The sequence below is a fragment of the Thiocapsa rosea genome (genome assembly GCF_003634315.1).
In the GTDB taxonomy this organism is placed as follows: Bacteria; Pseudomonadota; Gammaproteobacteria; order Chromatiales; family Chromatiaceae; genus Thiocapsa; species Thiocapsa rosea.
The window spans coordinates 2,552,961-2,576,762 of record NZ_RBXL01000001.1 but is presented as its reverse complement, the minus strand read 5'-3'; the positions used below and the strand labels follow the sequence as shown (position 1 = coordinate 2,576,762).

Annotated in this window: 21 protein-coding genes; 9 read left to right on the top strand and 12 right to left on the bottom strand. The window is 64.2% G+C overall.

Going from position 1 to position 23,802, the window contains the following annotated elements:
- Positions 1-186: 186 nt before the first annotated feature.
- The 3 genes from pfkB to BDD21_RS11340 all read right to left on the bottom strand — a co-directional run bounded on the left by pfkB (position 187) and on the right by BDD21_RS11340 (position 5,394).
- On the bottom strand, positions 187-1,143 hold the full coding sequence (gene pfkB, locus BDD21_RS11355; protein ID WP_120799871.1) for a 1-phosphofructokinase: 957 nt from the start codon (positions 1,141-1,143) through the stop codon (positions 187-189).
- A 14-nt stretch (positions 1,144-1,157) separates the two neighbouring features.
- A complete protein-coding gene (ptsP, locus tag BDD21_RS11350) occupies positions 1,158-3,623 on the bottom strand; it encodes a phosphoenolpyruvate--protein phosphotransferase (RefSeq protein WP_120797271.1) in 2,466 nt (821 codons plus the stop codon).
- Between the two features lie 469 nt (positions 3,624-4,092).
- Positions 4,093-5,394: a carbohydrate porin gene (locus tag BDD21_RS11340; RefSeq protein ID WP_120797270.1), complete on the bottom strand. Its 1,302-nt coding sequence runs from the start codon at positions 5,392-5,394 to the stop codon at positions 4,093-4,095.
- Positions 5,395-5,501: 107 nt separating this feature from the next.
- On the opposite strand from BDD21_RS11340, the gene BDD21_RS11335 reads away from it, so the two are divergent.
- From BDD21_RS11335 to BDD21_RS11320, 4 genes are all read left to right on the top strand, one after another.
- Complete coding sequence (locus BDD21_RS11335; protein WP_120797269.1) at positions 5,502-7,019, top strand: ABC transporter substrate-binding protein; 1,518 nt, start codon at positions 5,502-5,504, stop codon at positions 7,017-7,019.
- 236 nt (positions 7,020-7,255) lie between these two features.
- Positions 7,256-7,504, top strand: a complete 249-nt coding sequence (locus BDD21_RS11330) for a DUF2281 domain-containing protein (protein WP_120797268.1) — start codon at positions 7,256-7,258, stop codon at positions 7,502-7,504.
- The gene (locus BDD21_RS11325) at positions 7,504-7,902 is read left to right on the top strand and encodes a type II toxin-antitoxin system VapC family toxin (RefSeq protein ID WP_120797267.1); all 399 of its coding nucleotides are present in this window, start codon (positions 7,504-7,506) and stop codon (positions 7,900-7,902) included. Before BDD21_RS11330 ends, BDD21_RS11325 begins: the two co-directional genes overlap by 1 nt.
- A gap of 144 nt (positions 7,903-8,046) precedes the next feature.
- The gene (locus tag BDD21_RS11320) at positions 8,047-10,341 is read left to right on the top strand and encodes an ATP-binding protein (protein ID WP_120799869.1); all 2,295 of its coding nucleotides are present in this window, start codon (positions 8,047-8,049) and stop codon (positions 10,339-10,341) included.
- Positions 10,342-10,449: 108 nt separating this feature from the next.
- Here BDD21_RS11320 and BDD21_RS11315 read toward each other — a convergent pair whose 3' ends face one another.
- From BDD21_RS11315 to BDD21_RS11285, 7 genes are all read right to left on the bottom strand, one after another.
- A complete protein-coding gene (locus tag BDD21_RS11315; RefSeq protein ID WP_120797266.1) occupies positions 10,450-11,187 on the bottom strand; it encodes a response regulator in 738 nt (245 codons plus the stop codon).
- A gap of 136 nt (positions 11,188-11,323) precedes the next feature.
- A complete protein-coding gene (locus BDD21_RS11310; protein WP_120797265.1) occupies positions 11,324-11,806 on the bottom strand; it encodes a Crp/Fnr family transcriptional regulator in 483 nt (160 codons plus the stop codon).
- Between the two features lie 147 nt (positions 11,807-11,953).
- On the bottom strand, positions 11,954-12,427 hold the full coding sequence (locus BDD21_RS11305; protein ID WP_120797264.1) for a nitrate reductase cytochrome c-type subunit: 474 nt from the start codon (positions 12,425-12,427) through the stop codon (positions 11,954-11,956).
- Entirely contained in the window at positions 12,424-13,317 is an 894-nt protein-coding gene (napH, locus tag BDD21_RS11300) for a quinol dehydrogenase ferredoxin subunit NapH (RefSeq protein ID WP_120797263.1), read from the bottom strand. The genes BDD21_RS11305 and napH overlap by 4 nt, the downstream gene beginning before the upstream one ends.
- A gap of 296 nt (positions 13,318-13,613) precedes the next feature.
- Entirely contained in the window at positions 13,614-14,432 is an 819-nt protein-coding gene (gene napG, locus BDD21_RS11295; RefSeq protein ID WP_245969534.1) for a ferredoxin-type protein NapG, read from the bottom strand.
- A 42-nt stretch (positions 14,433-14,474) separates the two neighbouring features.
- The gene (gene napA, locus BDD21_RS11290) at positions 14,475-17,219 is read right to left on the bottom strand and encodes a nitrate reductase catalytic subunit NapA (RefSeq protein WP_120797262.1); all 2,745 of its coding nucleotides are present in this window, start codon (positions 17,217-17,219) and stop codon (positions 14,475-14,477) included.
- Positions 17,220-17,284: 65 nt separating this feature from the next.
- Complete coding sequence (locus BDD21_RS11285) at positions 17,285-17,563, bottom strand: chaperone NapD (protein ID WP_120797261.1); 279 nt, start codon at positions 17,561-17,563, stop codon at positions 17,285-17,287.
- 219 nt (positions 17,564-17,782) lie between these two features.
- On the opposite strand from BDD21_RS11285, the gene BDD21_RS11280 reads away from it, so the two are divergent.
- The 5 genes from BDD21_RS11280 to BDD21_RS27795 all read left to right on the top strand — a co-directional run bounded on the left by BDD21_RS11280 (position 17,783) and on the right by BDD21_RS27795 (position 22,311).
- Positions 17,783-18,220, top strand: a complete 438-nt coding sequence (locus tag BDD21_RS11280; protein ID WP_120797260.1) for a hypothetical protein — start codon at positions 17,783-17,785, stop codon at positions 18,218-18,220.
- 223 nt (positions 18,221-18,443) lie between these two features.
- A complete protein-coding gene (locus tag BDD21_RS11270; protein ID WP_120797259.1) occupies positions 18,444-18,878 on the top strand; it encodes a VOC family protein in 435 nt (144 codons plus the stop codon).
- Between the two features lie 541 nt (positions 18,879-19,419).
- Entirely contained in the window at positions 19,420-20,046 is a 627-nt protein-coding gene (locus tag BDD21_RS11265; protein WP_120797258.1) for an outer membrane beta-barrel protein, read from the top strand.
- Between the two features lie 290 nt (positions 20,047-20,336).
- Positions 20,337-21,989 carry a DUF6399 domain-containing protein gene (locus tag BDD21_RS27800; protein ID WP_120795595.1) on the top strand — a complete coding sequence of 551 codons (1,653 nt, stop codon included), beginning with the start codon at positions 20,337-20,339 and terminating at the stop codon, positions 21,987-21,989.
- A gap of 43 nt (positions 21,990-22,032) precedes the next feature.
- Positions 22,033-22,311: an OmpA family protein gene (locus BDD21_RS27795; protein WP_170164738.1), complete on the top strand. Its 279-nt coding sequence runs from the start codon at positions 22,033-22,035 to the stop codon at positions 22,309-22,311.
- 230 nt (positions 22,312-22,541) lie between these two features.
- Here the strand turns inward: BDD21_RS27795 and BDD21_RS11255 are convergent, their stop codons facing one another.
- Positions 22,542-22,880 carry a hypothetical protein gene (locus BDD21_RS11255; protein WP_120797256.1) on the bottom strand — a complete coding sequence of 113 codons (339 nt, stop codon included), beginning with the start codon at positions 22,878-22,880 and terminating at the stop codon, positions 22,542-22,544.
- 464 nt (positions 22,881-23,344) lie between these two features.
- Complete coding sequence (locus BDD21_RS27440) at positions 23,345-23,635, bottom strand: hypothetical protein (protein ID WP_147431059.1); 291 nt, start codon at positions 23,633-23,635, stop codon at positions 23,345-23,347.
- Positions 23,636-23,802 lie beyond the last annotated feature (167 nt).

Genomic DNA, 23,802 nt, shown 5'->3' with positions numbered 1-23,802 from the left:
TCCGGAATCGGCTGGTCGGCTTGCGTAGGGTTGGCATCTCAGGCCCTAGGGCACTGTTAAAAATGAGAAAAACTCAACGAGAGAATGCCTTTGCCACGGTTGCCGTCATCGTTGTCGTTGTCGTTGTCGTTGTCGTAATCGAAGAACGACAACGAAAGTTTCGGTGCTCGACTTGTTTCCGACGCGTTACGAGGATGCCTCGAATGCGCTCACCTGCACCTGAGCGGCGAAGGATTCGACGACCTCCGCGCCGGGCAGGTTGGGACCCAGCTCGCCGAGCGCGCCGAGCGAGAAGGCGGTCGCCAGGCGCGCGCGTCCGGCCAGGTCCAAGGCGTGCAGCGTGCCGATGACAAGCCCGGCCACCATCGCATCGCCGGCCCCCACGGTGCTCTTGACCTTGACGGCCGGCGGGGTCGCAACGACCGCCCCGTCGCGCTCGACGAAGAGCGCACCGGCGGCCCCCATCGAGACGGCGACCAGACCCACGCCCTGCTCGACCAACAATCGGGCGGCGGCCAGCACCTCGGCGCGTCCCTTCAACGGCCGACCGACCAGCTCGCTCAGCTCCTCGATATTCGGCTTGATGATGTCCGGGCCGCAGCCGACGGCCTCGGCGAAGGGCGCGCCGCTCGCGTCGAGCACCACGCGCTTGCCACGCGCCTTGAGCCGTGTCACCAGGTCTGCGTAGAGGGTCTCGGGCACCCCGGCCGGAACACTGCCCGAGAGCACGAACCAGTCGGTATCCGCACAGAGGCTGTCGATCGTCTCGGTCAGACGCAGCAGATCCTCCGGGTGCGGCTCCAAGCCGGGAAAGTTGATGTCGGTGACCTGATCCAGGATCGGATCGACAATCTTCACGTTGACTCGGGTGCGTCCGGGCAGCCGCACGAAGCGATCCTCGATCCCCTTGCGGGCGAAGAGCGCGACGAAGGGCTCGGCGTTGGCGGCGCCGAGCAAGCCGGTGACGGCGACCTGCCCGCCGAAGTCGGCCAGAAAGGAGGCCACGTTGACCCCTTTGCCGCCGGCATCGGACTGTTCCTGCTCGACACGGTTGACGCGCCCGGCAGTGAATTCGGGCACCCGTGCGGTCTGGTCGATAGCCGGGTTCAGGCTGAGCGTGGCGATCTTGATGCGGTTGGTCATGGTCCGGGTCTCCATCAGCGCAGTCCGCGCACGGCGGCGGAGGTGGAGCAGGCCAGGGCACGACGGGCGAGACCGCGTGCCTGCTCCATCGAGAGGCCCCGGATCTGCGCCTTCACGGCCGCGATGCTCGGGATGCTGACCGAGAGCTCGCGCACGCCCAGACCGGTCAGGATGATCACGCCGCGCGGGTCGCCGGCGATGCCCCCGCAGACCCCGACCCAGATCCCGGCCTTGTCCGCAGCGCGCACGGTCGCGTCGATCATGCGCAGCACGGCCGGGTGTAGACCGTCGGCTTGACGCGACAGCACAGGGTGCATGCGGTCCACCGCCAGGCAGTATTGGGTGAGATCGTTGGAGCCGACCGAGAAGAAGTCCGACTCGGCGGCCAGCTCCTCCGCCATCATCACCGCGGAGGGGACCTCGATCATGATGCCGATCTCGACCGGGGCGGCGCCGACCTCCAGACGGACCTCCTCGGTCAGGGCCTTGGCGCGCTTGAGCTCCTCCAAGGTCGAGATCATGGGGTACATGATGCGCACCGGGCCGTGTGCTGCGGCCCGGAAGATGGCCCGCAACTGGGTGCGGAACAGCTCGGGGCGGTTCAGACAGAGCCGGATCCCGCGCTCGCCGAGGAAGGGGTTCTCCTCCGCCGGCATGGACATGTAGGGCACGGCCTTGTCGCCGCCGATATCCAGGGTGCGGATGATGATGGGCAGTCCGTTCAGGGCGCGGACCATCTCGGTATAGGCCGCGGTCTGCTCGTCCTCGGTCGGGGCCTGATCGCGGCCCAGGAAGAGGAACTCGGTGCGCAGCAGGCCGACGCCCTCCCCGCCCGCCTCGACCGCTCGACCGGCCTCCTCGGGTGCGGCGATGTTGGCGACGACCTCGATGCGTGCCCCGTCGGTCGTGATGGCGGGCTGATAGCAAGCGCGACGCTCGGCCTCGCGCTGGGTCGCCATGTCGGCGCGGGCGCGCTCGGCGTTGGCCCGGTCCGCGTCGGTCGGGATCAGGACCAGGGTGCCGCTGTTGCCGTCGAGCACGATCGGGCTGCCGTCCGCGATGTCGAGCACAGAGTCACCCGCCCCGACCACGGCCGGAATGCCGAGCGACCGGGCGATGATGGCGGTGTGCGAGGTCGGCCCTCCGGCGGCGGTGCAGATTCCGAGCGCCAAGGCCGGGTCCAGCCGGGCGGTATCGGATGGACTCAGATCGTCGGCGATCAGGATCACCGGCGTGTCCGGCAGCTTCGGCTCGTCCTCGATGCGCTCGGCCAGCATGCGCAGCACGCGCCGACCAACGTCGCGTAGATCCAAGGCGCGGGCGGCGAGGAGCGCGTCCTGCTGAGCGGCCAGCGTCTTGGCCTGCTCGCCGATACTCTGCTCCCAGGCATAGCCCGCGGAGCGCGCGTCCTCGCGAATCAGCACCTTGGCGCGATCGGTCAGACCCTGATCCGCCAGGAACTCGGCATGAGCGAGGAAGATGGCGGCCTTGCCGGCGCCGGTGCGGGCCTTGACCTCGAGGTAGAGTTCGGCAAGCTCGCGCTTGGATGCCTCGATGGCCCTGTCCAGGCGCGTCAGCTCCGCGGCAGGATCCCGCGCGGTCGCAGCCACTACGATCTTGCCGCGTTGATACTGCCAGACCGGCCCGAGCGCCAACCCGGGCGACGCGGCCACCGCGGCGATGCTCGGTCCTTCCCAGTCGATCCGCGGCAGCTCGGCGGAGCCGGCCGCGCTCGCGGTCTCCTCTTCTTCCTCGAGCCCGGTGTCGATCGCCTCGCGCAGGGCGGCGAGTGCGGCATCCGCATCGGCGCCTTCGGCCATCACGCGAATGGTCGCGCCGGACTCGACCCCGAGGTTCAAGAGCGCGATCAGACTCTTGGCATCACCCGCACGGTTGCCGTGACGCACCCGGACAGTCGCCCCGAAGCCCTTGGCGATATCGACCAGTGCCGTCGCCGGACGCGCATGCAGGCCGTGCGGGGAGGTGATGACGGCATCGAAGTGATTCGGCAGATCATCCGGCAGGGGCTCCGGAGCCGGTTTGGCCGGTGCGGCTCCGGTGGACAGCCGTGTGCCGATGTCCGCCGGATTGGTGGTGTGGGCAAGACGCGCGGCCTCGGCCGGATCGCCGAGGACATCGGTCAGGTTGGTCAGGATCTGAAGATGCTCGTCGGACTTGGCCGCGATCCCCACCACCAGATGCACGCGATCGCCCGGGTTCCACTCCACCCCGTCCGGCACCTGCAGCACGGCCACGCCGGTCTGCTTGATCATCCCGCGGTCCTTGGGCACCCCGTGGGGGATGGCGATGCCGTTGCCAAGGAAGGTGTTGGCCACCCGTTCACGCGCCAACAGGCTGTCGACATAGCCCGGCTCGATGTAGCCCGCCTCGACCAAGATCCGGCCGACCTGACGGATGGCGTCGGTCTTGTCGACTGCGGTCGCGCCGAGACGCACCGCGGAGAGGTCTAAAGAGATCATGTCGGTCCTCCTCAGTGTTTTTATGAGAGCCTCCTGCCTCCTGCCTCCTGCCTCCTGCCTCCTGCCTCCTGCCTCCTGCTCCCTGCCTCCTGCCTCCTGCCTCCTGCCTCCTGCTCCCTGCCTCCTGCCTCCTGCCTCCTGCTCCCTGCCTCCTGCTGCGGGGCCATGGTCGACGCCATTCGGGAGATCAGGAACCGATCAGCGCTGATGGCTGGTGGCTGATGGCTGATGGCTGGTGGCTGATGGCTGGTGGCTGATGGCTGATGGCTGGTGGCTGATGGCTGATGGCTGATGGCTGATGGCTGGTGGCTGATGGCTGATGGCTGATGGCTGGTGGCTGATGGCTGATGGCTGATGGCTGATGGCTGATGGCTGATGGCTGATGGCTGGTGGCTGATGGCTGATGGCTGATGGCTGATGGCTGGTGGCTGGCGGCTGGCGGCTGGCGGCCGGCGGCGGGCGGCTTCCCCTACAACGAAACGCCGAACTGCATGCCGATCACCGTGGCATCCGGGATGTCGCCCGTCCCTCCGGGCTGTACGATGTATTGAATATCGGGTTGGATGTAGGCGAACTTGGTGAGCTGGATGCGATAGCCCAGCTCAAAGACCCATTCGTAATCCGGGTCGCCTTTGCCGAGCGACACCTGCTCGGCGGCGTAGTCGTCGCCCAGCTTGCCGAATGTCGTCCCGAAGATCAGACGATCTTGGTTGCGCCCGGCGAAGGGGCCGACGTATTGGGCGCCGAAGCTGGTCTGGAAGGGCACGAGCGCCGGTTGCTGTTGGTTGGTATAGGCGAGTGTGCCGAAGAGATAGAGTCCCTGCTCGGAACCTGCGCGCTCCTGCGTGACCTGCTGATCGAGTTGGGCGTAATAGCGAATGAAGGTGTCCGTGGTGGTGTCCGAATTGAAATCAGGCATATCGAAATAGACGTTGTTCAGGCCGAGCGCGAAGTGACCGGGTTTGGAGCCCCAGCGCCAATCCCACTCGAGCTGAGCCATGATCGAGACACCGTCGCTGGAGCGGAAGGTAAAGTCCGTGCCGTGCAGATCCGGATCCCACATCCGCTCGGTCAACTGGTAGACGCCGATCTTGGCGCGGAAATCATCGGTCGGCGCGTATTGGAAGCGGGTCCCCCACACGGCGAAGGGATAGGAGGTCATGACGCCGTCGAGCAGCACGGCCCGGATTTGGCCATTGAAGCTGTTGGAGAGGTAATAGCCGTAGAAGGGCGACCCGGCGAAATCATCGGTCGCCGTGATGCGGCCGAACTTGAGTGCGTACTGTCCGTCGGCCCAGCTCTTTTCCAGGCTGAGGTTGTAGAGGAAATAGGTCTGGCCGCCGACGAGTTGCATGACGCTGTAGATGCTGCCCACGTCCTCGTCGATGCTGGCGCCGGCCCGGTCGATACCGCTCAGATTGAAGGTCCAGCCGTCCAAACCGGCCGCTTTCTGAAGGTCGACCGTCATTCCCATGTAGAGATCCCCGGCCAGGGCCGTGCCTTGCTGGATCCCGCCGCCGACGTTGCTCGCGACGATGGCGTTGTAGTAGGCGAAGAAGTCGAAGCCCTTGGCCGCAAGCTCGTTGCGTTTGCCGCCCCAATCGCCGGTAAGATAATTGCCGTTCAACCAACCGCCCGATGCGTCCGAAGGGCTACTCGGCGGCAGAGGCACTTCGTCGCCCACGTTGCCGTCTTCGGCCATAGCCGTGTTGGCGGCGATCATCGCAAGGGTCAGGGCGGCGAGACCCAAAGTGGTGTTGGTGGTTTTCATCGTTGTCCTCTCGTAGGGTCGGGTTTCGGCATCGACGGGTCCCTCCGATTCGCTTCGATCGAGCGCTTGGCCTGTCGCGTATCACAACTCTGCGGGATGAACGAACGATGACACGACTCCATGGCCTTTTTGTCATCTTTGTCATAATTGCCCTGCCGTCTGTCGCGCTGTGGGCGACGGATGCCGACGGAGATGACCGGAGCGCGCGGAACAGGAGCGGGGCGAGTCTGCAGGTGATCACCCGCGATACCACCGCCATCGGCGGTCCGGCCGAGCGGCACGGGCGAGCCTTCGAGAGCGCGACCGGAATCGCCGTGGAGGTGACTCGGGTCCCCTTCGCAGACCTCTACGAGCGGATCATGCTCGGCTTCGTCACCGGCGACTTGCCCTTCGATGCCCTCATGATCCCCTCCGCCTGGCTGCCGGATTTCGCGCCCTATCTGTCGCCGGTCCCGGACCGGATCATCGCCGGCCCCATCGCCGGCGACATCCATCCGCTCTATCGCGACGCCTTGATGCGCTGGGACAACCGCTGGATGGCATTAACTATAGATGGCGATCTGCACATGGGGGCCTATCGCCGGGATCTATTCGAGGACTCGCCTACCCGCGCCGCCTTCGCCGAGGAATACGGTCGTCCCTTGCAGCCGCCACAGACGTGGTCGCAATACCGGGACATCGCCGCATTCTTCAGCGGCCGTCGCCAAGCCGACGGCAGCGCACTGGCCGGCACGCTGGAGGCCTATGCCCGTGACGGGCAGCGCATCTGGACGCTCTTCAGTCACGCCGCGGCCTACACCAATCACCCGGACCATCCCGGTGCCATGTTCTTCGACCCGGACACCATGGTTCCGGCCATCGACAATCCCGGCTGGGTGCGTGCATTGAATGAGATGCTGGAGCTGCGTCGATTCGGTCCAGCCGATGCGGACCGGCTGGACAGCGAGGCCGTGCGCACCCGTTTCGCCGCAGGACAGGCCGCGATGAATATCGACTGGGCCGATACAGGCGTGCTGGCGGGTGCGCTGGGCGGGGGGCAAGACGGCGCGGCCGGGCCATCCGCCATCGCCGGCGATGTCGGCTTCTTCGTTCTGCCCGGCAGCCGCGAGGTCTGGAACCCCGCGGGCGGTGCTTGGGAGACACTGCCGGCCGTCCGCTCGGTGAGCTTCCTGGCCTTCGGCGGCTGGATCGCCGTGGTCCCCGCCGCCAGCGCCGAGCGCGAGCGGGCCTGGGCCTACGTCGCCCGGTATGCGAGCCCGGAGCACAGCGCGCGCGACATGCTGGACGGCAGCTCCGGGATCAACCCCTACCGTCTGTCGCACCTCGAAGACCCGGCACCCTGGCGGGGCCTGCTCGGAGAACGGCAGGCCGAGGACTACCTGCACGTGCTGCGCGCCAGTCTCTCGGCACCCCAGATCGCACGCGACCTGCGTCTGCCCGGCTATCGTGCCTACATCGCCGCCCTCGAAGACCAGCTCGACCGCGTCATGACCGGCAGCGCGACGCCCGAGGAAGGCCTGCGCGCCGCCGCCGCGGACTGGGAGGCCCTCACCGACCGCCTGGGTCGCAACAGCCAGCGACGACATTATCGGGAGGCGATGGGGTTGGCCGAGAAGTGCGAATGATCCTGCCTGGGTGTTGCCTCACCGGTACGATCCCGGCGGTCGGAAGGGATCTGCACGACCCCAAATCCTGGTTGACCTGGAGCGTTGCGGTAGACTACAGATGGTTGGCGGTGGCTTCGGCGAGGGATTCACCATGGATGATCGAGCTGCCGCCATTCAATCGATCGCAAATCGAAAACGACCGTAGACTAAACATCTAAACATTTAGCACACCACGGCGGAGGAGGAAGCCAACGATGCCGACATTACCGGAAGCCATTTACGAGCACAGTCTGAGGTTGCCGGAATCCGCTGCTCGGGAAGCCTTGGCCTTTATTCAGCAGCTGGAGAAGCGCTATCACAATGAACAGGTTGCGCCGGCGCGCTCATCCAAGGAAACCGAATCCTTCTTGGCAGCGGTGGCCGGCACCCTCGGCAATGATTTCCCGGACGACATCGACAATGCCGACCTTGGCATCGATGCGCCGCGGGAGTCACTCGACTAATGGCCTACCTGCTCGATACCAACACCGTCATCGCTTTGATGAAGAACAATGCGGACGTCGTGACCCGGGTTCGCGAGACCGGGCTCGCCGAGCTGCGGATATGCGTCCCTGTCGAGGCGGAGCTTTGGTTTGGTGTCGCCAAAAGCGCCCGGCCCGATGAAAACCGCCAACGCCTGCTGGTTCTGCTGTCCTGGTTGCCCAGTCTGCCGTTCACCAGCGACGCTGCGCCGTATTTCGGGGATATTCGGGCGTACCTCGCAAAAAAAGGTACGCCGATCGGGCCCTATGACCTGCAGATCGCAGCGATCGCACGTGCGCGGGGATTGGTTCTCGTCACTCACAACACGGATGAGTTTTCCCGCGTACCACTGCTGGCCCTAGAGGATTGGATCGGGTGAGGGACGCGGGATCGTCGAGTTGAACTCGATCCGCTGGTCGCCCGGTGAGCGCAAGAAGACGACTACACGTCGGCGATCCCGAGATAGCAGCGCTCCCCTTTCCAGCCCTTCTTGTATGTTTTCGCACACCGTGCACCCACCCCGATGTTGTCCGGCATCCAAGCCCGCCTATTGCTGATCCTAGGCCTCGCGGCCCTGGCGATCACGCTCGCGAGCGCCATGGCCCTGATGGCGCTGCTGCAGACCCGTGCCGGGGTGGCGACGGTCATGGAGCGCGAGCTGCCGGCGTCCAACGCTGCCCTGGTGCTGGCGCGTGTCGGCGAGCGGCTGGAGGATCGCGCGCCTGCGCTGCTGGCCGCGAAGGACGCCGAGGCGCGTCAACGCCAGACCGCACTGATCAACCGTGACCTGCGCTCCCTGGCCAGCGAGACCGAGCGGCTGCGCGACCTGCATCCGGCCGGCAGCGACGGGGTCGCCGACATCGCCCGACTGGCGCCGCAGCTGGCGGCGAACCTGCGTGATCTGGCCCTGGCGCTGGAGCAACAAGCAATGCTCGGTGTCGCCCTGCAGGACCAGCGCGAGCGGCTGCTCGCCCTACGCGAGCGCGTGCAGCAGACCCTGGTGCCGTCGATCCTGCTGGTAAGCGATGTGGTGGGACGGGATACGGACGTCGACCCGGGACTCTTTCGCCGCGCGGCCGGTGCCCAGGGACCCCTGCTGGATGCGGAGCGGCTGGCGGGCTCGGCCTTCAGCGATCTGCTGCTCGCGGCCGAGTCGCCGAGCCTCGACCAGGTACGGGTGTTCCGTGGCGCCTTCGAGCGCACCCGCGGTCAGCTTGCGGGCCTAATCCCGAGGATTCCGTCGGGACTGCGCCCGGAGCTGGCACAGGCGATCGCCGACCTGGAGGTCCAACTTCAGGCCGACGGCGTCTTCCGATTGCGCGAGCAGGAGATCGCGACCATCGAGGGCGCGGAGTCCCTGGTGACGGCGAGCCGCGACATCGCCGCCGCGCTCAAGACGCGAGTGGATGCGCTGGTGCACTCGGCCAGCGAGACCATCGCCCGAGCCGCGGGCGCCATGGGCGACACCCTGCTGACCAATACGCTGATCTTCGTCGCCGTCAGTATCGCAGTGGTGCTGCTCGCAACCCTCGTCTCCTACCGGTTCCTGGTGCGCGACATCAGCCTGAACCTGCGCGCGGTCACCCGTGCCATGCAGCGGCTGGCCGGCGGCGAGCGCGACGCGCGGGTGCCGGCGATGGATCGGCGCGACGAGATCGGCGACCTGGCCCGCGTCTTCAACGTCTTCAAAGACAACGCCTTTCGCATGGAAACGGTGGAGGGTCAACTGCGCCAAGCCCAGAAGATGGAGCTGGTCGGGCAGCTCACCGGCGGTATCGCCCACGACTTCAACAACATCCTCGCCGCCATCCTCGGCAATCTGACCTATCTGGAGCCCAAGCCGGAAGACGACCCCATGCTTCGCGAGCGCTGGCAGCGGGCGATGGGAGCGACGGATCGCGCGGTGCGCCAGGTGGAGCGATTGCTTGCCTTCTCCCGGCGCCAACGGCTCGCACCCGAGGTCGTGGACATCAACGCGCTGGTCGACGGCATGCTGGATCTGCTCGAGGTGAGTGTCGCGGAGGGCACCGAGCTGAGTGCCGTGCTCGCTCCCGATCTGCCGCGGGTGCGGGTCGACCCGGGGCAGCTCGAAAACGCGCTGATGAATCTGGTCATCAACGCCCGCGATGCCTTGGACGGCGACGGTCGGATCAGCATTAAGACCGCGGCTGCCGGTGACGACGCCGTCGAGGTCTCGGTCGAGGACACGGGTCGCGGCATCCCCGCGGATGTCCTCGAACGCGTCTGTGAACCCTTCTTCACCACCAAGGCGCCCGGCAAAGGCAGCGGACTCGGGCTCAGTATGGTGTATGGCTTCGCCCGCCAGTCCGGGGGCGAGATGCGGATCGAGAGCCGCGTCGGTGGAGGCACGACCGTGCGCATCCGGCTTCCGGTCGCCGCGCCCTCCGCGACGCTGGTCGAGCCGATCGCAGAGCCCGTCCGGGACGCGCCGACGCCGCGGGGCCAGGGCGAGTGGGTGCTGGCGGTCGACGACGACAGCGAGGTGCTGGCGACCACGGCCGACCAGCTCCGAGGTCTCGGCTACCGCGTCCTGACCGCGGGCGACGGGGCGACGGCGTTGGCCCTGCTGGAGCAAGAGCCGGCCATCCGCCTGCTCTACACGGACGTCGCGATGCCGGCCCCGTGGGACGGGGTCACCCTGGCCCGCGAGGCGCGCTCACGCCGACCGGGCCTGGCGCTTTTGTTCACGTCCGGCGAGACGCGCGAGATCCGGGATCCGGCCGCCGCGCTGCTCCGCAAGCCGGTCACCATCGAGCATCTGGCACACGCGGTGCGGCAGGCGCTCGATGGCGAATAGCGGCGTAGGTCGGGTTAGGCGCGCCCGGTATACGTTCTCGTGCTTGCTCCGAGGCTTGCGGCGCGCCGTAACCCGACGTGACGGCGGAGAGCGTCGGATTACGCTGCGCTAATCCGACCTACGCTGCCCCGTCCGTTCCACATCGGCATCGAAGACATAGCCTGCGCCGCGCTCGGTTCGGATGAGCCTCGGGGCGTGGCTGTTGGATTCGATCTTTCGTCGCAGGCGCATGATGAGGACGTCGATGGTGCGATCGAAGACATCGGCCTCGAACGAATGGGTGCGCTCGAGGAGGTGCTCCCGACTCAAGACCCGCCGCGGAGCATCCAGGAAGGCTTCGAGCAGCAGAAACTCGGCGTTGGTCAGGGACACCGGATTGCCGTCGGGGTCGGTCAGGAGACGGGCGGAGAGGTCCAGCATCCAACCGGCGAAACGCCTGCAATCGTGTCGGGGAGATGACGTCGGCGCGGGCATCATCGCGCCGGCGGAGGTGCGTCGCAGCACCGCCTTGATACGGGCGATCAGCTCGCGCGGGTTGAAGGGCTTGACCACATAGTCATCGGCGCCGATCTCCAGCCCGACAATCCGGTCCACATCCGAGCCCATACCCGTCAGCATGATGATCGGGATCGTCGAGGCGGCACGCAGACGCCGCGCAATCGTCAGACCGTCCTGATCGGGCAAGCGGATGTCGAGCAGGATGATGTGGGGCGTGTGCTGCCGCAGCAGCACCGTCAGCTCCTCGTCGCTGCCGGCCTGGAGCACATTCCAGCCTTGCTGGCGCACCTCATGGGAGACCAAGTCCCGGATATCCGAATCATCGTCGACGATGAGCACCTGGATCATGCGAGCACAAAGGCGCAGACAAAGATCAACGGCGTATCACGGCATCGGCAGGTGCTGGACGAAGCGATGCTCGAACCCGAACGCAGCAACGGATCAAGACCGTCGTGCGGCAGCGGTTTCTGCCGCCGTCTCGGGATCAATAGCGCCCGCCGGTCTTGTGCATGTAGTTCGCCAGCTCGGTGCGCTCGAGGTTGACCCGCATCAGGTTCGTGTGGGTGATGCGGAAGATCGCACGCATGACCTTGTAGACCAGCCGCGGATGGGTGTCGACCAGTGCCTCGAAATCATCGGGCTCCAGGGTCAGAACGCTGCTGTTGTCCTCCGAGCGCAAGGCCGCCTTGCGCGAGGAGCCATCGACGAAGGCGCGGGTCCCGGCGCACTCGCCCGGACGCATCCGATAGAGAGACTCCTCGACCCCGCCGACCGTCTTGCAGACGCACAGACGCCCCTCCGCAAGGAGGAACAGGGTGCGCCGCTGCTCGTCCTCCGAGACCAGCAACTCGCCGTTGGTCAGCCTGACGAGACCCATGCACTCCGCCAGAATCGACGCTTCCTTCTCGTCCAGCTCGGTGCCGAGCACCGAGCTGCTCACGATTGCCGCCCGATCCATCTGTTTCATCGACCGATCTCCCGTTTCTTTCCGACACGAAGGACAGTGTGCAGTCATCGTCCGCGAGCGCAACCGGTGCGCACGCGGATGAATGTCCCGTCAGTTTAGCGCGTCGGGTCGGGATGCGCCCCATCGGCGAAGCACACAGGGGCGCGGTCACGGGGCGTCGAAATCATTTCCAACCAGCAAATTGACCTCTGTCTGCGGGACGTGGCACTGGGTACAGAAATAGCGTGCCCCGATGATCTTTTTCTCGATCGTTTCCGGATCTCTGCGCAGGCTCACGTAGTGACTTTCCGGCATCGGGGATGGCTCGGCCGCGTCCTTTTCCTGATCCCAGAGATCCTGGTCGTGATGACATTTCAGACACTTGTTGCTCCTCAGCGTAATCAGGCCGGACTCCTCGATGCTGTGCGGGATCAAGGGCGGCGCATCCTCGAACGCCGTCGGCAGGGTCGAGTCGGCATCCTCGGGATCGATCGAAAGGTAGTCGAAGCTCACCGGGTCGGGGGAATCGAAGACGGTCCCGGCAAGATCTTCGTCGATCCAGGACAGATCTTGTCCAAGCGCAAAGCCGCCGGCCATCACAACCCCGACGACGACCGCGAGGAAACGGGGAAGCATGATCATGGGTTATCCTCCTTCATTATGAGCTTAGGATGCACCGGGACCGAGCCGGAATCCGGTTTCTGCAGACGCCACCCGAATGCCAAGCTCTTCTCCGGGCAGATCGGGATACAACGCGCGCAATTGGTGCATTCACCCGACAGGACCTGGCCATCCTGTACCAGACGTTTGAGGTTCAAGACCTGAGGCTCCGGGCAAATCGCTTGGCAGGCCCCGCAGCCGGTGCAGGTGGATTGATCGAACTTGACCCTGATCTGGGCCGTATGACGCCCGACCAATGAATAAAAGGCGCCGAGTGGACAGAGGTGGCCGCACCAACCTTGCTTGACAACCAACCAATCGAATAAAAAGAGCCCGACCAATGCGGTCCAGCCCAAACCCAAACCCAAACCAAAGATGATCTCGCGGTGCATGGCCCCGATCGGGCTCACCCATTCGAATGCCGGCAGCCCGATCAACACCGACAGGAGAAGTGCGAGTGCCAGCACCGCGTAACGCAGGTGACGGGGAATCCCGAAGAGGTTCTTGCGCCAGGTCTTGCGATGCAGAAAGCCCGCAAAATCGGTGACCGGATTCACCGGACAGACCCAGGAGCACCAGACCCTGCCGCCCAAGACCAGGAAAACGCCCAGGACGAGCGCAGCGCCAAAGAGCACCTCGGACTGAAGGACGTGTCCGGTCAGCAGGATCTGAAGCGTCGCGAAGGGATCGGCGAGCGTCACCTCGCCGAGGACCTCCGACGCGCTGAGGTTTCCGCTCAACAAGGGGAGACCGAACAAGGACCAGCCCCAGTGCAGCGTACCGAAGAACAGCAACAAGACCCCGATCTGAACGACCCGCCGCAGGATCAAATAGCGCCAGTTCCAGAGTCGAGTCGACGTTGAGTTATTCATCGGGTTGCCGAACCGAGACGTGGCGCGGAGCGCCGGGAGATGCGTGACACCGCCGGAGCGGTGTCACGAGTAAGCGCGCCTCGGCGAATCGGGTAACGCGTTTTACCGTATTGTTCGACGGATCGGCCGGTTGAGTGGACGAGCGCGAGCACAGTCCACCGAGCCCTGCGCCGGCCCTTCAGTCGCTCGTGACACCCGCTCTGCGGTGTCACGCATGCCCCGTGGCGCTCTGCGCCACGCGCCACGATCGCCGCAGTGACGAGCGAGGCCGGCGTTGGTTGTCGATTTCTCGGCATCTAATACTCCGGCTCATTCAGATAATCCAACCCAGGCGCCTGACCCTGCGCCGGTGCGGAATCCAGTTGTCCCTGCCAAGTGTCGCCTGGTCCCAAGCCGGGCGTCGCGCCGTCTGCTTGTTTCCAGCCCATCCTGAAATGATCCCCGATCTTGCCTTGAATCAACTCGGAGGGGAGCACCTTGATAGCAGCAATCTCGGTCGGACAGGCATTCTCGCAGATGCCGCAACCCGTGCAGCCCTCGCTTAGGACCATGGGCAGGAGCATCGCGTGCTTGCTCAATTCACGCCGTCGTGTTTCGACGCGAATCGCCGTGTCCCGAAGCGGGCAGACCCGATAACAGATCTCGCAACGCAGGCCCTGCCAGGAGAGACAATGCTCGGTGTCGATAATGGCGAGACCCATCCGCGAGTCCATGACATCCTCCAGTGCCGGGGAAAGCGCACCCGTCGGACAGGCGACCTTGCATGGGATGTCGTGACACAGGTAGCAGGGGATCTGCCGCGGCTCGAAATAGGGCGTGCCCAGCGGGGCACGGTCGGCCAATGCGGCCAGGGTCAAGGTGTCGTAGGGACAGGCGACGACGCAACGTCCGCATTTGATGCAGAGCGCATTGAAGTCCGCATCCGGGAGCGCACCGGGCGGGCGCAGAGCCAATGGCTCGGCGCGGGCGTTCTGAATGACGAGATACGACCAGAGCATGCCGCCGCTGGTGGCGACGGCCGCGCCTTGGATGCTCTTCTGTATGAAACCGCGCCGCGTGGTCATGATCGTTGTGTCGCCGGACGTGATGAAAGCACTCGGCTCGCTCGGATGCATGCGACACATCCGAGCACTGTCGATGATGCCGATGAGGGCGCTTTACACCTTGTAGATCTTGATGGCGGTCTTTTTGAAATCCTCCTCCTTGGAGATCGGACAGGTGGCGTCAATGCAGAGCTTATTGACGAACACCGACTCGTCGAAAAAGGCCATGAAGCTATAGCCGCGCGGCGGACGATTACGGCCCGTCGTCTCGATCACCGCCTTGATCTTGCCGCGGCGCGATTCGATCCAGACCGCATCCTGACGTTTGAGACCGCGCTCCTCGGCATCCTTCTCGTTCATATCCAGGACCGCGGCCGGCATGGCCCGGTGCAGCTCGGGAACACGTCGCGTCATGGTTCCGGTATGCCAGTGCTCGAGCAGCCGCCCGGTGCAGAGCCAGAGGTCGTAGTTCCCGTCGGGCGATTCCACCGGTGCGGCATAAGGCCGGAAGAAGATCTTCGCCTTGCCTGGGAATTTGGTTTTCTCCTCGGTGGTTGGCCCCGTCAAATTGCCGGTCACCAATTCCTTCATGGCACCGCCGTAGAACTCGATCTCGCCGTTCTTGACATAGGGATCGTATTTGGCGTTGAAGCGCCACGGCGTCTCTTTGCCGTCGACGACCGGCCACCGCAGGCCGCGAACGTCGTCTTGATAATAGACATCGAAAGGCGCCAGATCGTGGTGATGACCGCGCCCGAAGGCGGCGTATTCTTCAAATAGCGCCTTCTCGACAAACCAATCGACACCGAGATGCTTGACCGTGTGATTGTCGTGCCCCTTGGCGACCGGATCGGGCCAGGCGAACGCCTTGTTTTCCGGTGTCTCGAAGAGCGCCTCGTAGAGGGTCATCTCGGGTTGGTAGCCCATCTCCTGCGCAGCCGCCATCACGTCCGGGAGCTTCCCGTCCTCGAATCCCTCGTCCTTGAGACCGGGAATCGACTGCTCCTTCCAGACCTCCGCCAGGGTGATGTGTTTGGAAAATTCCAGAATCTGCCAAAGGTCGCTGCGTGCGTCACCCGGCGGCGCCACCTGCTCGCGCCAGACCTGGGTACGACGCTCGGCGTTCCCGTAGCCGCCCCATTTCTCGAAGATCATGGCCACCGGCAGGATCAGATCGGCCACCTTGGCCGAGATGCTCGGATAGGCATCGGAGACAACAATGAAGTTGTCCTGCTCGCGTGCCGCCTTCAGCCAATGGTTGGCATTGGCGACATGCTGGAAGGGATTATTGACCTGCACCCAAACCCACGACATGGAGCCGTCTTCCAGATCACGCATGATCTTGGTGATGTGGCTCCCGGGCTTCGGGTTGAGCGTCTTGGGAGGCAACTTCCAGGTCTGCTCGGTGATGTCCCGATGCTTGGGGATGTTGACGACCATGTCGGCCGGCAGACGGTGGCTGAAGGTGCCGACCTCGCGCGCGGTCCCGCAGGCTGAGGGCTGGCCGGTCAGGGAGAAGGGGCTGTTTCCGGGCTCGGCGATCTTCCCCAGAAGCAGATGCACGCTGTAGATCTGCTCGTTGACCCAGGTCCCGCGCACATGTTGATTGAAGCCCATGGTCCAGAAGCTGACCATTTTTCGATTCGGGTCGGCGTAGAGATCCGACAGCCTTACGAGCTTGGTCTTGAAGGCATCCAAGGACTCTTCGGCGTCGCCTTTGGCCAGCTCCGCGACAAAATCCAGGGTGTAGGGCTCGACCCCGGCCTTGAAGTCCTCGAAGCCGACCAGCCAGTGTCGGTCGGCCGTGGCCGCGTTGTCCTGCTTGACCTTATGAACCTGCTCGGGATCAAGCCCGAGCCCGATCGCCTCGTCCCGAGTCAAGGTCACCTCGATCTCGCGGGCCTGGATATCCTTCTCGGCCTCGAAGGCGAACTTGTCCGTCGCACGCATCCCGTAACCGATATCGGTCGGGCCGGCGCAGAAGACACAGTGCGCGTCGACGAAGGCTTGATTGACCGCATCGCGGTGAATGATCTCGCGCGCCAGGTAATTCAGCAGCGCCGTGTCGGTATTCGGCTTGATGATGATCTCGAGATCGGACCCCTCGGAGGTCATGTTCCGCAGGGTCGTGATATTGACGATCTTCATCTCGGGGTGGCTGAGGCGCCGGTCGATCACGCGTTGCCAGAGGACCGGATGGGCCTCGGCCATATTCGCGCCCCAGGCGACGGCCGTATCCGTGTATTCGATGTCGTCGTAATTGCCGGGCGGCTCGTCGATGCCGAAGACCTGCATGAATGCAGCCACTGCGGATGCCATGCAATTGCGCGCATTGGGATCGATGTTGTTGCTGCGAAACCCGGCCTTCATCAGTTTGGTCATGGCGTAGCCTTCCTGGATCAGCCATTGACCCGAGCCGATGACGCCGATTCCGGTCGGCCCTTTTTCTTCGTATGCCTTCTTGAACTGGCTCGCCATCTCGTCGAAGGCCTGATCCCAGGTGACCGGGGTGAACTTGCCCTTCTTGTCGAATCGGCCGTCGGTCATCCGCATCAAGGGCTGAGTCAGGCGGTCTTTGCCGTAGAGGATCTTGCTGTTGAAATAGCCCTTCACACAGTTCAGACCTCGATTGACCGGGGCGTCGGGATCGCCCTTGGTCGCGACGATCTTGCCGTCTCGGGTGGCGATCATGATCCCGCAGCCCACGCCGCAGAAGCGGCAGACGCCTTTATCCCATCGCCAGTCCTGCTCGGTCTCGGCCGCCGCCACGCTGGCGACGCGGCTCACGGGGATTCCGACGGCCATGGCTGTCGCGGCGGCGACGCCCGATTTCAGAAAGTTGCGGCGGCTGAGCTCCATGATTCCTCCTCGGTCTCGTTGTATTTTTCGAGCGCTCACCCGCACGGGTCGGGTGAGGTTGTGGCCTAGGATTCGGCCATCTCCGCGGGGATCGCATCCCATTCGGGCGGCGTCTCGTCGAAGACGTGGTAGACCATCTCGGCCAGCATCACGCCGGACAACGCCTTGATGCGGCAGAGCGCGGCGACCTCCTGGTCGACCGTTTCGGCCTCCTGCACGACCACGATCCGCCCGGTCGCAGGCTCGGTGTGATGGACCTCCACACCGGGGAGCGCGTTGAGCGCGAGCGTCGCGTCTTCGATTCGGGCGGGTGGGACGACGACCAGGATTCCTGAGATATTCATCGGTGAGTGTCCGGGGTCGGATCGGCTTTGTCAGTCCCGACGCTAGCGCCGCCGTTGTCGAGGAACCTTGATTCTCATCAAGAATCGCGAGCGATTGGTCCGAGCGTCCGGAAGCGGACACGGCGAGGGCAATCGGAATAGAATCTGCGTAGATGTGAGCCCGTGACGGCGGCACCTCGATCGTCCGGCCGGACTCAGCGCCTTGATAAGGAGAGATCAGTGTCCGAAGTGCAAGAAACCGCGGCTCAACCCGCCATCGTACAAGCCGTGCTGCGTCTTCCCCCGGCCGAGCAACAACGGCTTCTGAGTTGGTCCCGCGGACTGGGAGAGATTCGTTACGGAACCTTGCGCGGCTTCAAGAAGGCGGCTGCCATGCTGGCGCTAACCCGCGATCGCAAGGCCGCGTGGCCACTCCTGAAGGTATTGGCTCTGGCCTTGAAGCATATCGTCTGGGACGCGCGCTCCTGGACATTCCGACTTGGCGTGGGCGCAGTCATTGCCACCTTTGTCGCGGCCGAGAACGGGGGCGCCGGTATCGTGGCTCTGGGAGGCGGGATCGGGCTCCCGCTCTGGATGTTGATCGGCGCCGGCGGCGTCTTGATCGGTCTGGTGGCGGACAAGATCAAGGCGCATAGGACGACGCGTCGCAAGGGCTAGCTCGACCGGCAATCCCGGTCGCCGACTACCTGGCGATACGCGAGCGTCCGGTTACGGGCCTCGGGGGCAGCTAAGCGGAGACCCTGACACCCCTCAACCCCGCCGACCCGAAGGTCGTGAAAATCACCGAGGCGAACCTGACCCATGTCGCGATGGACCTTGAGGGCAAGCCCCGAACCTTGCCGCCGCGCTGAACCCCACCCACGCAACCGCAGGAGGAATCATGGTCACGCATCCCGATCACGTCACCGTTGCCGTGCACGACCCGATCGCCGCGCTGCAATTCTTCGCACTGCTGGGCTTCAAGGAGGTCAAGTCGGTCGTCATCGCCGGCCAGACCTTCGCCGACTACATGGGTGTGCCCGGCATCGAAGCCGAGCACCGCACGCTGGTCCTGGCCAATGCCTCGCCGCGCTTCGAGATGCAGCTGCTCACCTACAGACATCCCGCCGCCCGCAGCGATCCGCAGGCCGGCGATCTGTGCCGACTGGGCTTCAACCACATCTGCTTCGCAGTCGAGGATCTGGATGCCGAAGTCGCGCGGCTCACCGCCGCCGGAGTGCAGCTGCGCAACCGGGTCATGGAGTTCCACGACCGCAAGCTGGTGTTCGTGGCCGGACCCGAAGGCCTGGTCGTCGAGCTGGCGCAGTGGCTGTAGCTGCCGCCGCTCGGTCGACGAAAAAGTCGGGGATCGGATCTTGGGTGCCTGGCGCGACGCTCGTCCTCTCGATCCCAAACGGACGCCGATATGGGCGTCGTATCACAGGGATGTCGGGCGAGACCACTTAGGCGACAACGCAACTCCACCGACTGCCGAATCTTGGGCGATCCGCAACAATGCGGACCGTTTTCCGCTGCTGATGAGGCGAATTTTGGCGGGGTTATTTGACACCAAAAAGCTACCGCTCGTCGGATTAAGCCATTGATGCTTTAAGTTGTTTCAGCTCGAGAGCCGTTCGGGAGTCGCGAATGCCGGCGTTGCCCTTTGCAAATGCGAGACATGTGCTATTTTCGCACTTGTAGGTTGACCGAAGGTGATGAAGCCGCGCGATCGATCAAGTCATCGGCGCATGGGCCGGCCGAGCACCTTTGTACTTGTCGGTATCTTTCCAGGGGGAGATATTGCATGAAGACCCTATCACTCGCCGCGCTCTCGGCCGTGCTGGTCGCAAGCCCGATCGTCGTAACCGCCCAGGGATATGGAATATAGAACGGACCAGGTCCTTCCAAGCTTTGATGACCGTTGGTACATCGCCCCATTCGCCGCTTACACCTGGGCCGATCAGGGCCGGGGGACAGACGATGGCGTCGGGTATGGACTCTCTGTCGGTAAGCCCATCAACGAATGGTTCAACCTGGAGCTGCGCGGAACCTTCACCAAGCTGGTCAGCGAGAATCTGCAGGAGCTCAGCGAAAGCGAGCTCAACGAGCTCGCCAACGCGGAGCGTACGCGCGGATACCAGGGCACGGGAGACTTCGAGGTTGGGGACCTCGCCATCGATGGCCTGTTCTTTTTCAACCGCGGTAAAGTCCAGCCGTTTCTGCTCGGCGGTCTCGGTGTCATCAGCGATGATTTCAGCTGTGATCGAACCGAGGCAAACACCGTCGGCGGATGCGAGAACGCCAGCAGCAAGCTCAGCTTCATGGCCGGGGCCGGTGCGGGTGTCCTGGTTCCCGTCAGCGAGTACGTCTCGCTTCGTGTCGACGGGCGCTACCGCTATGACGACAACTCCGCCGACATCAGGAACGAGTCCGACTTCGGCGACTGGATCGTGACCGCGGGCGTCTCCATCGCGATCGGTACCGGGGGACGGCCAAGCCGGTAACGCGTAAGTACGATCTGTCGGCCGATGCGCTGTTCGGATTCAACAAGGATACCCTGTCCCCGACCGGCGTCAGCAATGTCGACAACCTGGCGCGGGAGCTGGGCCTTGATCATCGGTTGGTCCAAAACCGCGTGTTTCGGTAGGCGATCAAGCATCCTGAAGGAGTGGCAGGAGCGCCGGGGAGGCGTACCCTTGGAAGTGCAAACTGACCGAGGGAAACGCCGTTGTCCGATGCTCCTGCCTGTGTCGACTCTAGTGCAGATCGACGCCCCACGCCAATCCACGATCGCTTGGATCGCGCCAAGCACCTGCATGCGGTGGCGCAAGCCCAGCAGGATGGGCAGAGTCAACGCGCGGCGGTCAGCGGCGCCGGCGTGGCGCGCAGCACCCTGCGTCACTGGAACGCGTCCCCTGCGCCATCGGCGCCGGCGGCGCTGTCGGCCTTCGTCGAGACGCCCGAGGGCGTGGTGTGGCTGCGCCGGATCCTGGTTGCCGCGCACTGGAGCATCGGCGAGCAGGGCGGCGCGGGCGTGCGCGTGGTCTGCGATTTTCTCGAGCGCAGTGGGCTGTCGGCATTCATCGGCGCCTCCTACGGTGCGCAGCAGGCGTTCCATGCCGGCTTGGAGGAGCAGATCGTCACCGCCGCCACCGAACTGCGCGGGACGCTGGCCCAAGCCATGCCCCATCGCACACTGAGCATCGCCGAAGATGAGACGTGGAAAGACGGCATGCGTTTGGTGGGCATCGATGCGGTCTCGAACTTCATCCTGCTCGAGCACAGGAGCGATGAGCGCTCGGCGGCGGCCTGGACACGGGCGCTCGAGGGTGGACTCGAGGGGCTGAATGTCACGGTGGTGCAAGGCACCAGCGATGAGGCCAAGGGGCTGTTGGCGCATGTCGAGCGTGATCTGGGCGCACACCATGCCACGGACCTGTTTCATCTGCAGCATGAGGTCAGCCAGGCGATGAGTCTGTCGCTGAAGCGCGCCGAGCAACAGGCCGAGACGGCGGAGACCGAGGCGAAGGCGCGCTGGCAAGACGAATGCGCCGCCGAGCAGGCCTATCATCGGCGCCGCCACGGCCCCGGGCGCCCGCCGGCGTTCGCCGCGCGCATCGACGAGGCGCTGAGCGCTTACGTCCAAGCCAGCCTTGCGCGCGAGCAGGCCCACGCGCACCGCGCCGAGGCCAAAGCCCTGATCGGTGCGTTCAGCGAGGTCGATCATCCCTACGAGATCCAACAGGGACAGGCGCAAACCCCCGAGCAGTTGGAGGCGCGTCTGGGAACGCTGTTTGCGCGCCTGGAGGCGATCGCCGAGGAAGCGGATCTTTCCGAGCGTCTCTGCGCACATCTGGCCAAGGCGAAGCGCCTGACTCAAAGCCTCGTCGCCACGCTGACCTTCTTCTTCATGATGGTCAACACCCGGGTGCAGGCGCTGGACCTGGCACCGGCCATCGAGCAGGCGATGCTCGACGATCTGATCCCGGCGCTTTATCTGGAGCGCGTCGCCGCACGCAGCACCCGCGCCGAGCCCCGTCATCGACTCCGAGCACTGAGTGCGCAGCGTCTCGCCCCGCTGAGGCAGCCCTCGCACCCGATCCAGTCGCTGGATCCGCAGACCCGTCACCATCTCGAGCAGGTCGCCGGGGAGTGTGCCGATCTGTTCCAGCGCAGCAGCTCCTGTGTCGAGGGACGCAACGGCTTCCTCGCGCTCTATCAGCACGGGCATCACCGACTCAGTCCGCGCAAGCAGCAGGTCTTGACCGCCCTGCACAACTTTGCGATCAAGCGGCCCGACGGCACCACGGCCGCCGAGCGCTTCTTCGCTCAACCCCACCCATCCTTGTTCGAGCAGGTGCTCGAGCGCATGCCCTGGCCCGCCCGACCGGCCCGACGACGACCGCGCCCGGCAAGGCAGCCTTACCTCGTTCCTGTGGCGGCTTAGCAACAGTGGACCAATCGATGATCAAGGCCGGGAGCTGGATACGGTGAATTACACCGGTGTTCAGGTCGACGGCCATACCGACCCGATCGGCTCGGTTCCCTTCAACCAGGATCTGTCGGAGCGACGCGCCAACTCGGTCGCGAATCAACTCGTTTCCGATGGCGTCCCGAGCGACCGGATTCGTGCCCAGGGCTTCGGCAAGACCAACCTGAAGGTCACCGAGGCTGATTGCGCCGGCTCCCCGAACAGAGGAGCGCTCATCGAGTGTTTTCAGCCGAACCGCCGGGTCGAGGTCACGGTCGATGGCGTGACCCCCAGGTAATCGGTCGGGCGAATTCGCGCTCGGGTTCGAGGCCGGGCGACCTGCGGGTCGTCTCGGCCTCGTCGGTTCTTGGGCTCCGCGAACGTCGCTCAATGCTTTTTGCACAGGCTTTCGCGACTGAGGCCGGCATCCCGCACGACCTGTGATATGCCTTTGGACTGGGAAAGAGCCGTCCTCGGACCTCACGACCATTGTCCGCGAGACCTTCCCATGCTCGGGCGGCGGGTCTGCTACCCATTCCACCAATAGTCCCAATCGACTCCTTTGCCGGCGGGCACATGGGACAGGTCAACCAACAACAAGCGCAAGGCATCGACAGTCCGACTCACCTGCCACTCGACCAGGTCCAAACGGCTGGACGTGCGTCCCAGGCAATCCGTGATCTGGTCCGCCGTCGGCACCGACAAGCTCGCCGGTTTCAGGTCCTTCAGGAAATCCTCGGCCCGTCGGACGCACCATTGACGGGACTTCGCCGGAACCTGACGCGGGATCAGGAGATCCGGGTAATGATCCCAGTTCGACGGCGAACCGTCCTCACGGCGTGGCTTGGCGGTGTTGACTTGTGGCATTCTTAGGGTACCTTTGCGCTAGACTGCATGCAGTCTAGTACACGAGACGATGCATGCAACCTAGAACACGCTGGTTTCACGGAACGTGATAGGCATGGAGCAATGCGCGAGCGTTTATTGCGGCGAAATCGAAGGAAGCTGACAAATCTCAAGATCTGTGCTATTCAGAGAGCCAAAAACATTTCAGTATAACGAAGTTGATACTGAAATGTTTTTGGCTCTCTGAACGGAAAGAGCTTTCTCCGCTGCTCTTGGGCGCCGCAAACCGGTATGCAGCCATTGGAGCGGCCTGACAGACCTCGAAACCAGCGGGTCGCTAAAGCGGAAATCAGCCTCGCTACCGCTCGGCTGATTCCGCTTAGCTCCAACGCTGGTTTCACGGAACGTGATAGGCATGGAGCAATGCGCGAGCGTTTATTGCGGCGAAATCGAAGGAAGCTGACAAATCTCAAGATCTGTGCTATTCAGAGAGCCAAAAACATTTCAGTATAACGAAGTTGATACTGAAATGTTTTTGGCTCTCTGAACGGAAAGAGCTTTCTCCGCTGCTCTTGGGCGCCGCAAACCGGTATGCAGCCATTGGAGCGGCCTGACAGACCTCGAAACCAGCGGGTCGCTAAAGCGGAAATCAGCCTCGCTACCGCTCGGCTGATTCCGCTTAGCTCCAACGTTATGCTCAAAAAATGGCAATGGAACAGCATTTCCTGAACTCCACATTCAGAGAAAAGCTTATCGAGCATCTTGGCCTTGATCATCGGTTGGTCCAAAACCGCGTGTTTCGGTAGGCGATCAAGCATCCTGAAGGAGTGGCAGGAGCGCCGGGGAGGCGTACCCTTGGAAGTGCAAACTGACCGAGGGAAACGCCGTTGTCCGATGCTCCTGCCTGTGTCGACTCTAGTGCAGATCGACGCCCCACGCCAAT